The sequence below is a fragment of the Chitinophaga oryziterrae genome, assembly GCF_009758125.1.
In the GTDB taxonomy this organism is placed as follows: domain Bacteria; phylum Bacteroidota; class Bacteroidia; order Chitinophagales; family Chitinophagaceae; genus Chitinophaga; species Chitinophaga oryziterrae.
In genome coordinates this window covers 1-16,464 of sequence record NZ_WRXO01000008.1, presented here as the reverse complement: position 1 = coordinate 16,464, position 16,464 = coordinate 1, and the positions used below count along the sequence as shown (strand labels likewise).

Sequence of the window (16,464 nt, the reverse complement as noted above, 5' to 3'; positions counted from 1 at the left end):
TAAAAAAGCCCTGTTGCGGAGAGCAACAGGGCTTTTTTATTTATATCCTTCATCAGAACTTGAATCCGAACGAAATATATGGTAACAATCCTTCTTTTGAATTGCCTACTGTTGCCGTCAGTATAAACATATTGATAGGAGAGAAGTACAACCCTCCTCCGTAACCATCATGCCATACTTTGGAAGTTTCACCCTTCAGCCATACGCGTCCTACATCATTAAAGGCGATCAGTCCCACACTGGCAGGGAAAAGGTAAGACTGGAATTCAAACAGCTTCAGTCTCAACTCTGTATTATTGTATACAGCAGCATTTCCTGCAAAACGATAGTTACGGTAACCACGCAGATTCTGCGCACCACCCAGCGTTACTGCCTGGAAATACTCGTAATCCCCCCAGATCTTATTGGCCCCGAAGCGCGTTACCAGTATCAGTTTGGCCGGAACATTAAAGCTGGTATAAATACTCATGTCCGTTTGCAACTGCAGATAATGCTTTTGTTCCTGGTTCAATCCCTGGTTGCCATGTAAATAAGTAGACCAGAATATTCCCCTGGTAGCAGCTATCTTATTATCACGGGTATCTACCAGTAATCCCAGTTTTAAACCTGCATAGGTTTTGGCATGGTATATATCAGCAGAATCAAGACCGTTATGTGCAAAGTCGTTAATGTTACGGTTAACGTTATCATTCTGGTCCATCCTGTAGAAATTGAATGTAGGACCATAGATCAGTTTTACAGCAGTAGACAATTTGCTTTGTAGTAATGGCTGTAAATCGTAGAGGCTGAACCGTGCGCGGTAATAACGGATTTTCCTTGTATCGCTCTTTGTGTACACCGTTTCATTACCATATCCGAAGAAGTTGATCGTATTATCCGGCGCTTTTACAGAGGCAGATAACATAAGGTCTGTGTGACCGATAATATCTGTAAACTCTCCCAGGTAACGGAATTGCCATGCATTTGTCGCCAAAGCATGCCCTGCCATAAGGGTGTGTCTTACGCCAAAAGGGGATTTGCGGAAGCCCTGTCCTATAAACTGAAATCCTAAGCCCAGGGAGATACCATCATCCGGGTTATACCCGCCTGTAACCAGCGGTATCAGGTTATCGTACTTATAAGGAAAACTTCGTTGATAGCTGATCACTTCAGGATCTGAGGATAGGATCTTTCTCTCATGACCACTCAGTAAGAAACTATCTTTACCGTTGGATAGATCATAGATCTTAATATGTCCGCCGGCACGCATACCGGAACTATCCACATAAGTATCAGCATCTTTACCACCAATGATACGTATTTTGATAGGGGTATGATTATCTCCCTTAATTTCAAATTTATCTTCACCACCCATGCCATACAATCTCACCTCACGGGTATCCTTAGGATCAAAAATGCGGGAATAAATGCTTTGTTCCAGCTCACCTTTCTTACTTACCTTATTCACATTAACGGACAAACGACCTTCCGGTAAACGTTCGATCGAGAACAGTTCATGTTTCTTACTACCTGTTATACTCACATTGTGCGCAAGGAAACGATAGAGCTTGAGAGATTCATTTTCCAGTATATCCCTCCGGGCCTGCAGGGTAGTGTAAGTACGGTCGCCTACCATTGCCCTGATAGTATCAGGCAGCCTGTTTACAGCACCGGCCAGTACGGTATCCGTCATCTTTAGTACAAAGGCATGCGCTATGTCCTTCCATTGCTGCTCACTCAGTTCATTCATGAAAGAGCGGTCAAAAGGCTGTGCAGTTGGATTTAGCCGTTCAACAATAGGAATGGTTTTACGGAAGCCCTGGAATTTTGGAAGGGCCCATTTACGCGTAGCCGCTCTTGGTATAGCTCCTTCATTTAAGAAAAATGCCTGGTCCCTGTCTCGCGGAATAGGATAAAAAACTTTCGTCTTTTCTTTTTTATTCTTTTCTACTCCCCAGCGCCACTGATCATCATGACGGTCCCAGTCGGCTATCATGATATCCAGTAGTCTTGCATTTAAGGTAGCGGGCTGATTAACTGTATTATCATTATCACCATGTAACTGCTCCAGTAGTTTAAGTGTATTGAGTGTTTTACCTTTTACATCTGCTTCACGTTCTTCAAACAGATATACATCATTCCCGTAGGTATTCATATAGATACCCAGTGAAGTATCTTTCGGGAGATATACAAATGTTGGATTATTATGAGGAATGCCTGCCGCTTCTGCAAGCGGGGCCACAGCTAAAGGTCCATAAGGATTGGATGCGGAGATCTGGTCCTGTACCACATCCCTGGCCACTGTTTGTTTCAGTGGTTCGGGTATTGCTTTCTCGGGGTATTTTTTCAGTGAGCGCAATACCCACTCCTGACCATTACTATCTTTCAAACGCAATGATAAAGTTTGCATACCTCCACCACGCTGTAGAATCGTCAGGCCGCCTTTTTCTTTGTGCAGGTCCAGTACCGGAAAATTCAGCGGTGTAGCCCATACCTCACGATAGTTGTTGCCCAGCAGCCAGCGGTGGAAACTGCTTTTATGTATGTATTGTGTATCCGCCGCCATTTTGATGGTAGAAGGGAGTTCGCTTGCCGGGGGACTGGTATTCGCTATTTCCTGTGAACGTACGTCCTGTATGCTGAAGAGCTGTGCACCATAAACAGGGGCTTCTGTTTTATCTACCGTATAATATTTTACTGATACTGCGCCGCTGGTAGAAATCTCCAGTGCCGTGTAACCGTTTTCATTGCTGGCAAATAATGACTTACTGCCTTGCTTCACACGGTTCTCTTTGGCGCCACTGCCACTTACTACATAAAAATTCTGCTGGTCTTTGATCAGTTGTAAAGTGTGGTCATGACCAGAAACGAATACCGCAGGGCCATGTGGTTTCATGGCCGCTTCCACACCTTTTATCATCTGCTGGTAGTCTGGATTGGGAATGTCTTCGGGTGTTCCAAATACCCCGCGGGTCAGTGGATAGATAGAACCGATGACAGGTAGCGGAATATATAAATTCGGTTTAAGGTCAGTAAAAGGGAAGATATGTTGTTTGATGGTATAATAGCCACCATGTATACTATAACTACGGAAAGGATGATGTGCCGCAAAAATGATCAGTTTATTACGGTTGCGGCTAATGATATCGCTCAGCTGTGCCAGCACGTCCTCTTTTGTTTTACAGTCGCAGGAAGATTCTGCTCCTGGTTTGGCAAAAGGGAACAACCACCATTCGGTATCCATAATGATCAGTGTAACATTGTTATCCAGCGTCACTTCCACTGGTCCGGGGCAACCATCCTTCGGGAGGAAGTTAACGTTGGGCAGTTGCAGTGAGTCTATATACTGCTGTTCATTCATAACGGTCTGCCAGCCATCGGGTTTAGACTTTTTCCAGTCGTGGTTACCCGGAATAAAGATGGCCTGTGCCGCTGTATTTCGAACCAGGTCTACCTGGTAATCCAGTATTTGTTTTGCCTGCGGGAAGCGGGAAGATGCGGGGTCTGGCATCCCCAGCGGGTATACGTTGTCTCCCAGGAACAGTACCGTGTTTCTGGAATCCTGGAGGTCGAACCGCTTCTTCACCGCATCTATTACCGGGTTGTGTCCGTCCTGGTGTAATTCCCCTGCATCGCCTATCAGGATGATCCTGCGGGCAAGACTGTCTGTCTGCGCCTGAGCAAGTGCAGGAAGGAATAAAAGAGGGAGTATGTGTCTGATTTTCATCATCGTTATAAATTCAATGGTGATATTTGAATTTTAAAATATTCGCCTGAGCCTCGTCTGCTGATTCGTTGGATATATACATATCTCCGTTTGGAGCGAACGCGATCCCTTCTGGTTGTTTAAATGTAGTATGCCGGAGGTTGTATGCTTCCAGTACTTTGCCGTTGAGGTCTGTGATCACCAATAGCCTGTTTACTGCGGCAATGATATATAACCTTTTCTCTATAGGATGTATCAGTGCTGCCGAGGGTTTGAACAGCGCGATCTTATCCCCGGTTATTTTTTCAATATCATCTATATTGATCTGGTAAGCAGGGGTATCACTAAACTCCCTTGTAGCCATATTGAAGCTGTAAGCAGTTGTTTTGCGTTGTCCTTTATCTTCTTCGCAGGCTTTGCAGACCATGATCATACTGTTGCGGGCAGAGTCGAAGTAGAGTGATTCGAATTCCCTTTTACCCGCTTCGCGAAACTTGTAGGAAACAGCATCGGTAGAATCTGTAAAGAGATTGATTACCTCGTAGAGATGCCCGTTGCTTTTCAATACCATGAGATCTTTCCCGTCGGTAGCAATATCTTCATAGTCACCGCTTTTATCAAATTTCCAGGAAGGGTAGGGTTTATTGGCCGTAACATCTATAGAGAATACGCGGCCCTGTTCATCATTGATAGCCAGTATATGCTGCTCATTTGGAGCCAGAACAATACCTGATATTTCCTGCATTGACTGCCTTACATAATAACGTACAGGTTCCCTCAGATCATAACCTTTGGGAGAGCCGAAATTTTTATCCTGCCGGCTTTTAAACTGGTTACAGGAAAGAAGAATGAGGGGTATTGCAAGATGCCATATACGCATAAATCCGGAATTAGTTGTTGCACATTTCCTACTATTTCGTGCATGTTTAATGAAAGCTGTTTGTATTTACGATTCGTGAAATAAAATTAACTTAAAAATGCAGTAACTTGCTGTATTAGTAGTGCTTTTTTAACTAATGCATATGCAAACAGGTTTAATCATCGAGGCGGCCCAACAATATGTGACGGCACAGTATAAAAATCATCCGCATCCCCAACTGGTGTATCATAATCTCGAACACACAAGACAGGTGGTTGCAGCAGCAGAACAGATTGCAGCGCATTACAGGTTGGAAGATACTGACCTGCTGGTAGTGTATATCGCTGCCTGGTTCCATGATCTGGGATACCTTTTGGGAGAGGCTAAAACACATGAAGAGAAGGGAGCAGAGCTGGCACAGAATTTTTTAATTGTACAACAGGTTCCGCCAGATATACAACAGCAGGTAAGCAATTGCATTATGGCCACCAAAATGCCGCAGGACCCTCATAACCTGTTAGAACAGATCGTTTGTGATGCAGACCTGTTCAACCTGGGTACCAGGGATTTCAGGGCCCGTACCAAGTTACTGCACCGGGAAATGGAAATGACACATGGGAAAGAGATTCCGGGAGCTGTTTGGACAGAAGGTTCTCTGCGCCTGCTGGAAGAACAGCATTACCATACTGCTTATTGCAAAGCATTATTGCAACAGCAGAAAGAAGCAAATATTGAGTGGTTAAAAGAAAAACTCGAAAAGCAATTGGATAAAGCAAAGAAGAAACATAGACAGGAGGCAGAAGCGGCCGTTGTTGCTGCCGGTAAAAAGGGTGCAAGGGAAGAAGCTGTTTTTGCAATAGCGGAGAAATTTGCAGAAGAAGAGCCTAAAAAGAAGAAAGAAAAGGAGCTTAAAGAACCCAAACCTGGCCGTGGGGTGGAAACGATGTTCCGTACTACTTCCACTAACCATATCCGTTTGAGTTCCATGGCAGATAGTAAGGCGCATATCATGATCTCGGTAAATTCAATTATCGTATCAGTGATATTGGGTGTATTGTTCAGAAGACTGGAAGATTATCCCAACCTGATTATTCCTGCTGTTCTCTTCTTACTTACAGGAGTAGTAACGATCATTTTCTCTGTACTGGCTACCCGCCCTAATGTAAACGCCGGACGTTTCACCCGGGATGACATTGACAAGAAAAAGACCAATCTCCTGTTCTTCGGTAATTTCCATAAGATGTCCCTGGAAGATTATACCTGGGGGATGACGGAAATGATGAAAGACAATGACTACGTATATGCAAGTATGATCCAGGATATTTATCACCTCGGCGTTGTACTTGGTAAAAAATACAAACAACTGAGGATAGCATATAACATCTTTATGTTCGGTTTGATTATATCAGTGCTGGCATTCCTGATTGCGGCACTCTTTTTTCCGGTGAAGAACTAACCAATGGATAATATCTCTGTGAATCTGCCGCTGTTCGACCGCGATCTGAGCTGGTTGTCTTTTAATTATCGGGTATTGTGCATGGCTAATGATAGCACGGTGCCTTTATATGAACGTATAAAATTCCTGTCTATCTTCTCATCCAACCTGGATGAGTTTTTTCGTGTACGTATGCCCGCAGTGCTGGCAGTTGATCACCTGATCCGTACAGACCCTGCCGCAGCCGGTACCGCCGAAAGCATGCTGCCTGCCGTGCAGGAAGAGATCAGTCGTCAGTTGGGTGAGTTTGGTCAGACGCTCACTCAAAACCTGCTGCCTGCTTTACATAACAATCACATACATCTTTACTATAATGAGCCGGTACATACGACCCATAAGGCCGATATCAGGGAATATTTTTTAACCCGTGTGCTGGCCTTCCTGCAACCTTTATGGCTGCAGGGGCATAAACCGGAAGAAGTATTCCTGGAAAATAACCTGCTGTATGTAGTGGTATCATTGTCAACAGCGGAAGAACCGGATATGCTGAAATATGCCCTGGTAAATATTCCCAGCAATCAGTTACCCCGTTTTACCGAGTTGCCGCCTATAGATGATGTGTTTTATATCATCATGCTGGATGATGTGATCCGTGAGAATGTTGGTTTTATATTCCCCGGTTATACCGTCAATGGCTGCTATAGCATCAAGATTACCCGGGATGCAGAAACCGATATGAATGAGCTGGCGCATGATGTGCTGGAACAGGTAGAAACAATGATCGCTAAAAGGGAACTCGGGATTCCTACCCGCTTCCTGTATGATGCTGCCATGCCTTTGGCATTACGGCAACTGCTGGCAGTATACTTCAAGATCCTGCCGGAAGAAATGGTGAGGGGAGGGCGTTATCATAATCTGAAAGACCTGATGGACCTGCCCATGCCGGTCAAATCCCCCTTATTCTCTTACCCCCGTCAGCCGGCAGTACAGATGCATACACTGGACAATGTGCCCCGCTTACTGGAAGAAGTGCTGAAACGGGATATCCTTTTACATGCGCCCTACCAACGGTACGACTATATCCTTCGCTTCTTCAATGAAGCGGCCGTAGACCCTGCCGTGGTGGAAATTTATATCACCCTGTACCGGATCGCTTCCGGCTCACAGATCGCCAACGCACTGATCAGCGCTGCCCACAATGGTAAGCAGGTGACGGTATTCGTGGAACTCAAAGCCCGCTTTGATGAAGCGAATAATATCCGCTGGGCCAAGAAAATGAAAGCTGCCGGCGTGAAAATCGTTTATAGCATACCCGGACTGAAAGTCCATGCCAAGATAGCCCTGGTAAAACGTCGCCGTGGTTATGTATGGGATTACGCCGGACTGATGGCTACCGGTAATTTCAACGAAAGCACTGCCCGCTTCTATACAGATCACGTATTACTGACCGCCCACCGTGGCATGACGCAGGAACTGGAACTGTTATTCCTCTATCTGCAAACAAGAGAACAACCGGGGCGTTATAGCTATCTGCCTTTTAAACATCTGCTGGTGGCTCAATTCAACCTGGTAGACCGCTTCTCTGAAATGATAGACCGGGAAATAGCCAATGCGAAAGCCGGCAAACCTGCCTGTATCACCATTAAGCTCAACAACTTACAGGAGAAAGACATGATTGCTAAACTGTACGCTGCCAGCGATGCCGGGGTGGAAGTACGGATGCTTGTAAGGAGTATCTGCTGCCTCTTGCCGGAACAACCTGAAAGTCGTAACATTACAGTAAGGCGTATCGTAGACCGCTACCTGGAACATGCCAGGGTATTCATATTTCACAATGACGGGCAGGAAGAAGTGTACATGGGTTCTGCCGATTGGATGAACCGCAACCTTCTTCGCCGTATAGAGGTATGTTTCCCCATCTATGAGCCACAGTTACAGGAACAGCTGAAGGAGATCATCCGTTTGCAGCTGGCAGATAATACCAACGCTGTAATGCTGGATGCCAATATGCACAACGTTCCCGTGAAGCCAGCACCAGGTGAAGCCCCGGTAAATGCACAAATGGCGATACATGCATACGTAGAAGCTCTAAATCATTAATCATATGAAGGCGTTAATGAACAACACTTCCTTCATCCGTTTTGTACAGCATCCGTTAAAGTTCTCATTATACCTGTTATGGAAACTACCCAGTGCCTGGCTGGCAGGTGTAAGAGTAAAACAAATACAAGAAGATAGTTGTATAACAGTAGTGCCATACAAATGGTTATCGCAGAATCCTTTTCGTTCTACCTATTTTGCCTGCCTGGCTATGGCCGCTGAAATGAGTACAGGAATGCTGGCCATAATGTATACCCGTGCTGTTGCCCCCAAACAGGTATCCATGCTGGTAACCGGTATGGAAGCAACCTTTGTGAAAAAGGCCACGGGTAAAACATATTTCACCTGTGAAGAAGGGAACACAATAGCAGCAGCAGTAAATAAAACAATAGAGACAGGAGAAGGAGTAACGCTCACAGTTGACAGTACCGGTAAAAGCCATGATGGTACAGTAATTGCAATCTTCCGGATCACCTGGTCTTTTAAGGCAAAAAAATAAATATGAAGATAGCATTTCACGGAGCAGCACGCACTGTCACCGGTTCTAAACACCTGATCACTTTAAAGAATGGTAAAAAGATTTTGCTGGATTGTGGAATGTTCCAGGGAATGGGAAAAGAAACAGATGAGCTGAATGAAAACTTTGGGTTTGATGCATCACAGGTAACACACATGATCCTGTCCCATGCACATATAGACCACACTGGTCTGATCCCTCTGTTGATACAAAGAGGTTTTAAAGGCTCGATCTATTGTACTCCCGCGACACTGGACCTTACAGAAGTTTTATTACTGGATTCTGCAAAGATCCAGGAAGATGATGTAAAGTATATCAACAAGAGAAGACATAGGGAGGGACAACCGCCGATATCACCCCTATATACCGTTTCCGATGCAGAAAAGAGTGTAAAGGCCTTTAAACCCGTTAATTATAAAACCTGGTTTACGGTAGATGATGATGTGGAAGTATTATTTACTGATGCCGGACATATCATTGGAAGTGCCGCGGTACACCTGCGGATCAAAGAGGATGGGAAGACTACTCAAATCACTTTTAGCGGAGACATTGGCCGGTATAATGATGATATTCTCCGTTCTCCGGATGTATTTCCTCAATCGGATTATATCCTGATGGAATCTACCTATGGTAGTAGCCTGCATGCAGAAGCAGCTCCCGCTGAGCCTTTGCTCCTGCAACATATCCGGCATACCTGTATAGAGAAAAAGGGTAAACTGATTATCCCTGCTTTTAGCGTAGGTCGTACCCAGGAAATATTATATACATTAAACCGTGCCCAGATAGAAGGCAGGCTGCCAAAGGTGGACATCTTCGTAGATAGTCCGCTGTCAATGGAAGCGACAGAAATAGTAAGGAGTCATCCTGAAGTATTTAATAAAAAACTGGCAAAGTTTCTGAAGACAGATGAAGACCCTTTTGATTTCCCGGGCCTGCATTTTATAGAAACGGTAGATGAATCCAAACAACTCAACTTCCGCAAAGACCCTTGCGTAATCATTTCTGCATCGGGCATGGCAGAAGCAGGGCGTGTAAAACATCATATCGTCAACAATATCAATGATCCAAAGAACACGATCCTGCTGGTAGGTTACTGTGAACCTCAATCGCTGGGTGGACGACTGATGAGAGGCGCGAAGGAAGTATCAATTTATGGTACTTATTATGAAGTGAAGGCGGAAGTAGGATCTGTCCGCTCTATGAGTGCGCATGGGGATTATGAAGATCTTGGGCATTGGCTGGCCTGCCAGGATGCGCATAAAGTGAAGAAGTTATTCCTGGTGCATGGAGAGTACGAAGTGCAGCTTATTCTATCTGATTGGTTAAAGAAAAAGGGATTCATGGATATTGAGATCCCTGAAAGACATTCTGAAGTAGAACTTTAAAAAAAAGGCTCCGACGGAGCCTTTTTTTGTGCCCTCTTCCTGTTATAATAATCCCCTTTTAGTCTAATGTATTGTTAATCAGTAGTAAAAGCATTGAGATATTAATTACTGCTTATAACCTGCTGAGATTCATTGCTTATGGTGATATAAGCCCTATATAAGCCCACTACAAGCCCTCTATAACTGGTATATAAGCCCACCTTATTTAGAGTGGGCTTATATACCAGTTATAGAGGGCTTATGAAGAGTTTACAGGAACGTTTAAGCTCTTTCTGCGTTTTGTATGACGTAGCTTATTGTAGTGTTTACAGGGCTTCTTCTATTCCTGTTTATGTAAATCCATAAAAAAAGGGGATGTATCAGATGATACATCCCCTTTCTGCAGAAGAATTTATCTATTTATTCAGTGTATTCACAATCTTCAATATATAATCACTCTGTTTATTCAACTCCGCTTTTATTTCAGGAGTAGCCAGGGAAGCCTTATCCTGTTTCTTTTTGGCAAGTGGTTGCAACATCTTAATGAGATAGCTGTTCACCATCTTATTGTTGAACAACTTAGCCATATTTTCGATCTGGTCAAGTCCCTTGATCACAGTTGCTGTATTATCAATATTCGCTAAGATGCCAATGTACTGCATAGCAGCCTCAAACTTCTCCTGACCGTTTGCTTCGTCAAATGCTTTTGCAAAGAATGCTACATCAGCATCATTCCCTTTCTGTGCATAGACTGTAGCGATTGCATTGCTCAGTGAACCTTTGGATTCTGCTTCCAGCTGTTTAGCCAGGGCGTATGATTTTTCCAGGTCCAGCTGTGCCAGGCCCGCCAGTGCCGCACCCGCGGCAGCATAGGAACGGTCTTTCGTTGCCTTCTCAAACAAAGGGGCCAGTTGTTTATCTTTCAGTTTACCTAATTGTCTCAGTGCAGCAGCCCTTACGGAAGAATTTTCATCATTCTGGGCCAGTTGTTGTAATACAGGAAGAGCCGCCGCCTTCACGCTTTCATCTTCTATCTCAAGACCTGCTACTGTCAGGGCACGCAGGCCATAGAACTTGTCTTTCAGTGCCGCAATAACGGTCTTACGTGCAGCAGGATTGGTAGTCTGTTCTTTCAGACAAGCCTCAATAGCCTCACGGCGATCGCCATATTCAGGGGCATTCGCATACTCAAAAATGTAAGTATTAATATCGCGATGATCATCTTTATCATCCAGAATTACTTTCTCCGCATCCACATTCACAAAATCCGGTTTGGTGGTATAAGGGAAAGTAAAGGTTTCAGATTTATTATTAATGGTAACAAGATGACGTGTTTTCTTACCACCCGCATATACATCAATAGCAATTGGCAGTTCGAATACTTTATCGCCGGGTTGTTTCTGCTGAATGATCACACTTGCCTTTTTGCCCGCATCATCATAATTATAACTGATATCCAGGATAGGGTATCCCTGACCAAAGTACCACTGGTTAAAGAACCAGTTTAAATCCTGTCCGCTCACTTCTTCAAAAGCAAGACGCAGCTGATGTGCTTCTGCAGATTTAAAGGCATTCGTTTTCAGGTAAAGATTTAATGATTTAAAGAAAGCGCTGTCGCCTACCACGTTACGCAGCATGTTCAGGATACGGCCACCTTTCTGGTAGCTAACGGCATCGAACATATCTTCTTTATCATGATAATGGAAGCGGACCAGATCACGGTCACCCGCGTATTCTGTAAACTGTATATAGTTTTTGGCAGCTTTATAGGCATGATCGTCCGCCATATCTTTCCCGTATTTATGGGAAAGCCAGAGGTATTCGCTATAGTCCGCAAAAGATTCGTTGAGGGTAAGATTGCTCCATGATTCAGCAGTCGCCAGGTCACCGAACCAGTGGTGGAACAGTTCATGTGCTATAACAGCTTCATCATAATGGTTGTTATCCAGCAGTTCCCGGTCGGTTTTCTGCAGGAAATCGCCATGCAGGGTAGCCGTGGTATTTTCCATAGCGCCTGAAACATAATCCCTTACTACGATCTGGGAGTATTTCGCCCATGGATATTCGTAACCCAGGATATCGGAATAGAAGCTGAGCATTTCCGGTGTATTACCGAAGATAGCCTTGGCATATGGTGCGTAAGGTTTTTCCACATAGTAGTTTACCTCTTTACCACGCCATTGGTCTTTTACGATGGAGAAATCGCCAACCGCCATCATCACCAGGTAAGGGGAGTGGGGAAGGTCCATTTTCCAGGTATCGGTACGGGTACCATCTGCATTATCTTTCTGGCTTACCAGTTTACCATTGGAAAGGGTCACATATTTCTTTTCCACGGTCATACTGATTTCATCCGTCATTTTCTGAGCGGTCCTGTCTATAGTAGGGAACCATACAGAGTTGGATTCCGTCTCCCCCTGTGTCCATATCTGTATGGGCTTATTGGGTTCGGTACCATCATGGTTGATGAAATAAAGTCCTTTGGCATCTGTAATAGCCGCGCTGCCTTCTGCTTTTATCTCTTCAGGACGGGCGGTATAGTCGGCATATATAGTATATGATTCGGTACGCTGATAGGATTTATCCAGCTTAATATGTAGCTGGGAGCCATCGTACTCGTATTTTAAAGGTGTATTTTTACCATTTTTTACTACTGCTATTTGTTTGATTTCCATACCTTTAGCATCCAGCAAAAGAGAGTCGGTAGCGTAGAAGTGAGGCTTTAATGTGATCCAGGCTTTCCCGTACAGGTATCTTTTAGGATAGTCGAAACGTACATCCAGTTTGGTGTTCACCAGGTCATTTATCCTGGTAGTAGTGCCCCGGTAGATTTTTAACAGGGGATCGTTTTGCGGAGGGGTTTCCTGTTGCTGTGCGACTGCCGGAGTAAGAAAGAACATTCCGGTAATACCTCCCAACAGCAGGCTTTTCAGCACTTGCTTAAAAGGTTTAGACATCTTATAGATCAATTTTTGCCACGAATTAACAGGAATTATCACAAATAATAGTACCCCATACTGTTAATATTGGCTAAATCATGATAATTGGCTATAATTAGGGATCGTTCGCTATGCCTGCGTCCGCTAAAGTGCTTAAAATTACTATTTTTGTTCAGTTCAGTTAAAGTGTAATAATGATCAAAGCAATTGTCAATGGTGATACACCGTTCGTTATCAATACGGAAGCCGGCGTGCAAACCTGTAACGGAGAGCCGGTAGAGTGGTCGGGAATTGAACTGCCGGCCGGTAATTACAGTATTGTTCTGGATGGGCGTAGTTATATGGCCCAGGTGCTGAAAGTGGATAAGGAGGCGAAAATGGTGACTATCATAATAGATCAGCAGGAATATGAAGTTGCTGTTGAGGAACCAATAGACCAGTTGTTAGCTGCAATGGGCATCAAAGATGCCATGAAGCGTAAGGTCAATGATATTAAAGCACCTATGCCGGGCCTGATCCTGAAAATCCTGGTAACGCCGGGGCAGGTCATCAAAAAGGGCGATCCTGTACTGATCCTGGAAGCCATGAAAATGGAAAATGTGTTCAAGGCAACGGTAGACGCTGTGGTGAAGGACGTAAGGGTAACGGAGTGGACAGCCGTAGAAAAAGGTGAGGTGTTGGTTATATTGGAATAGTATTTGTTTTGTTTAAGACATGAGTATGGTGCAATATTTGAAAAGATTTTTATTTATCCTGGCTGTTCTGGTGGTGTCTTTACACCTTGGAGCGCAGGACCCTGAGTATTTTATTTATCTGCAGAGTGAAAGATCTCAGCCTTTTTATGTAAGGTATGAGGGTAAAGTACTTAGTTCTTCTGATAAAGGTTACCTGATCATATCAAAGGTGCATGCCGGTACTGCTTCACTGCGTATAGGTTTTGCGAATGGTGGCGGCCCGGAGCAGCAGTTCCTGGTGAAAGTGTCTGGTAATAATGATCAGGGATACCTGATTAAGAAAGACGGGGATGAAGGATATGCACTGTACAATCTCCAGACTTTCGCCGCTATCAGGCCAAGTAAAGGAGTGCCGAAAGAGCCGGTAGCTGTTACCGCCCCTGCCGTTGTAAAAGATACGGCGGTGGCAGTAGCCCTTACACCTGCACCGGTGGCTGCGGACACGATGATGGCGTCTCTTAAGAAAGATCTTGATTCTACATTTACAAGTACATCAGACGTGACGGTAGGAGCTGGTAGTCGTCCTGTAAATACGATCGCTCCCCCTGTTCCTGTTACTCCGCCGGCAGCAAAGCCACAGGGTAACATGTTCTCAAATGCACTGGACAAGGTAGTTGGGGATGACCGGGTAGAGGAAGTGCCACCGCCAGCCGATGACATCATAGTGGTTGATTCAGCGGCCGTTACTACGGATATAGCGCCCGTAGCTACGAAGAAATCCCGGAAAAGGCGCCGTGACGTATTAACACCTGAAGAGCAAAAGTTAGCAGCAGATGTAATTGCAGAAGAACATCTGGCCGCAGCAACGGCAGATGCGCTGGCCCCTGATTCCACAATCGCTCCCGTGGAAAAGAAAAGCAGGAGGCATGTGAAGACGACAGAAGATCCTGCGTTTATAAACTTCGCGGAGGATAGTACCAAACAGGCAACTATACCTGCTCCCGCTCCTGTAGTAACAGAGCCCGTGGCAGTTCCTGTGGAGGAAACGCCTGCATCATCTAAAAAGAAGAAACATAAAACAGAAACACCGGAAAATGCCAATAACATCGTTACAGATTCTACGGGTTATGCTGTAAGTGATCTGTCTATTGACCATCCAAAGGAAAGTAAGAGAGAGAAGCGCAGGAAGAAAGAGGCAGAAGAAGCAGGGATAGCGCCTGCAGTTATACCCGCAGAGGTGCCGGTTGCGGAACCTGTAGAAGAGAAGAAGTCTGTGAAAATGATTAATTCTGATTGCGGGAATGTACTGGATGAAACTAATTTCAGAAAGGTATTGCGCAAGTTTGTAGCAGGTAAGGATGATGACGGGATGATTGATGCATTTCGTCGTCAGACAAAGGGCTATTGTCTGGAGACATCGCAGATAAAGACATTGGTACAATTACTGGGAACGAATGAGTCGCGTTACCGCTTACTGGACCTGGCCTATCCTAAGGTGTCGGATTCGGAACAATATTCGTCGCTGGAGAATGTGTTGACGGATGATTACTATAAGGGGCGGTTCAAAGCCATGTTACATAAATAAGATAAGCTCCGCGAGGAGCTTTTTTTGTTTTTAGGGGTTACCTTCGCGGATTATGAGGTATTTTATAGAGGTAGCCTATAAGGGAGCAAAGTTCAATGGCTTCCAGATACAGGAGAATGCAGAGACGGTACAATCCGCGATCGATCATGCATTGAGTACGCTGATGCGGGAAAAGATTGAAACAACGGGCTCCAGTCGCACGGATGCGGGGGTACATGCCTTACAGAACTTCCTGCATTTTGATCTGGAGAAGCCTTTACATCCTCAGTTTATCTACAAGGTAAATGCTATTCTTCCACCTGATGTTGTTTTACGTAATGTATATAATGTACCTGATGACGCGCATTCCAGGTTTGCAGCATTGAGCAGGTCTTATGAATACATTATATATATGCAGAAGGATCCTTTTCTGCAGGACAGGGGTTATTTCTTTCCTTATCGTTTAGACGTTGATTTATTGCAGGAAGCCGCGGGTATTCTGACAGAGTATCAGGACTTTACAACATTTTCCAAGCGTAATTCGCAGGTGAAGACACATATATGTGCGATAAAGGAATCGCGTTGGACGGTGGATGGTACCCGTATAGTCTATAACGTTACAGCGAACCGTTTCTTAAGGGGGATGGTGAGGGGATTGGTAGGAACGATGCTGAGAGTAGGGCGGGGAAAGATGACGATGCAGGAGTTCAGGGAAGCGATAGAAAGCCGGAATTGTGTGAATGCAGATTTTGCCGTACCGCCTCAGGGGTTATTTTTGATGCAGGTAGCTTATCCTGAGGGGTTATTATCTGATAAAATGACGATATAGAAAAGCCATGGGAAGGGATCTACGAAATTCTTTTAAAATTTATTTGGCAGTAACGAAAAAACGGCTACTTTTGCATCCCGCTTTGATAGAAAGCACGGCGACAAAAGCTCTTCCCAAGTATACGTTTTTTCTCTTTTTTCAGATGATAATCAATAAGCTGTAAGGCGTACTGACAATGAGTTTGAGGGAATTATTCGAAAGAATAAAAATCTTTAAAAAAGATTTGGTGGTAATCAAAAATTGATACACCTTTGCAACCCCAACGCAAACGATGCGAAGCGGAAAAGAGAAAAGAAATAAAGATGTAGACTTCAGGAGTCACACGGATCGGATCCGGAACATCGGCAAACATTGGACATTAGGTTTGATGTAAGTTCTTTGAAAGATTGGAAACAACAGCATATAAAACACAGGTAATGTTAAGCGAAAACATTAGATAAACATGACGTCTAATTTCGAGAGAAATTACGAAGTCAGTATCAAAACTTCTTTACAATG

At 44.5% G+C, this 16,464-nt stretch carries 10 protein-coding genes; 7 read left to right on the top strand and 3 right to left on the bottom strand.

The window, feature by feature from the left end; genetic code table 11:
- Positions 1-52 precede the first annotated feature (52 nt).
- Entirely contained in the window at positions 53-3,709 is a 3,657-nt protein-coding gene (locus GO495_RS23035; protein ID WP_157302189.1) for a BamA/TamA family outer membrane protein, read from the bottom strand.
- 10 nt (positions 3,710-3,719) lie between these two features.
- Positions 3,720-4,565: an SdiA-regulated domain-containing protein gene (locus GO495_RS23030; protein WP_157302187.1), complete on the bottom strand. Its 846-nt coding sequence runs from the start codon at positions 4,563-4,565 to the stop codon at positions 3,720-3,722.
- A 142-nt stretch (positions 4,566-4,707) separates the two neighbouring features.
- Here GO495_RS23030 and GO495_RS23025 point away from each other — a divergent pair, with 142 nt between their 5' ends.
- Genes GO495_RS23025 through GO495_RS23010 form a run of 4 tightly spaced genes read left to right on the top strand, consistent with a single transcriptional unit; the run spans position 4,708 to position 9,981 of the window.
- Entirely contained in the window at positions 4,708-6,000 is a 1,293-nt protein-coding gene (locus GO495_RS23025; RefSeq protein WP_157302185.1) for a Pycsar system effector family protein, read from the top strand.
- Between the two features lie 3 nt (positions 6,001-6,003).
- Positions 6,004-8,079, top strand: a complete 2,076-nt coding sequence (gene ppk1, locus GO495_RS23020; RefSeq protein ID WP_157302183.1) for a polyphosphate kinase 1 — start codon at positions 6,004-6,006, stop codon at positions 8,077-8,079.
- Positions 8,080-8,083: 4 nt separating this feature from the next.
- On the top strand, positions 8,084-8,578 hold the full coding sequence (locus GO495_RS23015; RefSeq protein ID WP_240915306.1) for a DUF4442 domain-containing protein: 495 nt from the start codon (positions 8,084-8,086) through the stop codon (positions 8,576-8,578).
- A gap of 2 nt (positions 8,579-8,580) precedes the next feature.
- A complete protein-coding gene (locus GO495_RS23010; protein ID WP_157302181.1) occupies positions 8,581-9,981 on the top strand; it encodes an MBL fold metallo-hydrolase in 1,401 nt (466 codons plus the stop codon).
- Positions 9,982-10,376: 395 nt separating this feature from the next.
- Here the strand turns inward: GO495_RS23010 and GO495_RS23005 are convergent, their stop codons facing one another.
- Positions 10,377-12,917 carry a M1 family metallopeptidase gene (locus tag GO495_RS23005; RefSeq protein ID WP_157302179.1) on the bottom strand — a complete coding sequence of 847 codons (2,541 nt, stop codon included), beginning with the start codon at positions 12,915-12,917 and terminating at the stop codon, positions 10,377-10,379.
- 176 nt (positions 12,918-13,093) lie between these two features.
- Between GO495_RS23005 and GO495_RS23000 the strand changes: the two genes are divergently transcribed.
- Genes GO495_RS23000 through truA form a run of 3 tightly spaced genes read left to right on the top strand, consistent with a single transcriptional unit; the run spans position 13,094 to position 15,966 of the window.
- The gene (locus GO495_RS23000; protein ID WP_157302177.1) at positions 13,094-13,594 is read left to right on the top strand and encodes a biotin/lipoyl-containing protein; all 501 of its coding nucleotides are present in this window, start codon (positions 13,094-13,096) and stop codon (positions 13,592-13,594) included.
- A 37-nt stretch (positions 13,595-13,631) separates the two neighbouring features.
- On the top strand, positions 13,632-15,158 hold the full coding sequence (locus tag GO495_RS22995) for a proline and serine-rich protein 1 family protein (RefSeq protein ID WP_157302175.1): 1,527 nt from the start codon (positions 13,632-13,634) through the stop codon (positions 15,156-15,158).
- Between the two features lie 52 nt (positions 15,159-15,210).
- Complete coding sequence (gene truA / locus GO495_RS22990) at positions 15,211-15,966, top strand: tRNA pseudouridine(38-40) synthase TruA (RefSeq protein WP_157302173.1); 756 nt, start codon at positions 15,211-15,213, stop codon at positions 15,964-15,966.
- Positions 15,967-16,464 lie beyond the last annotated feature (498 nt).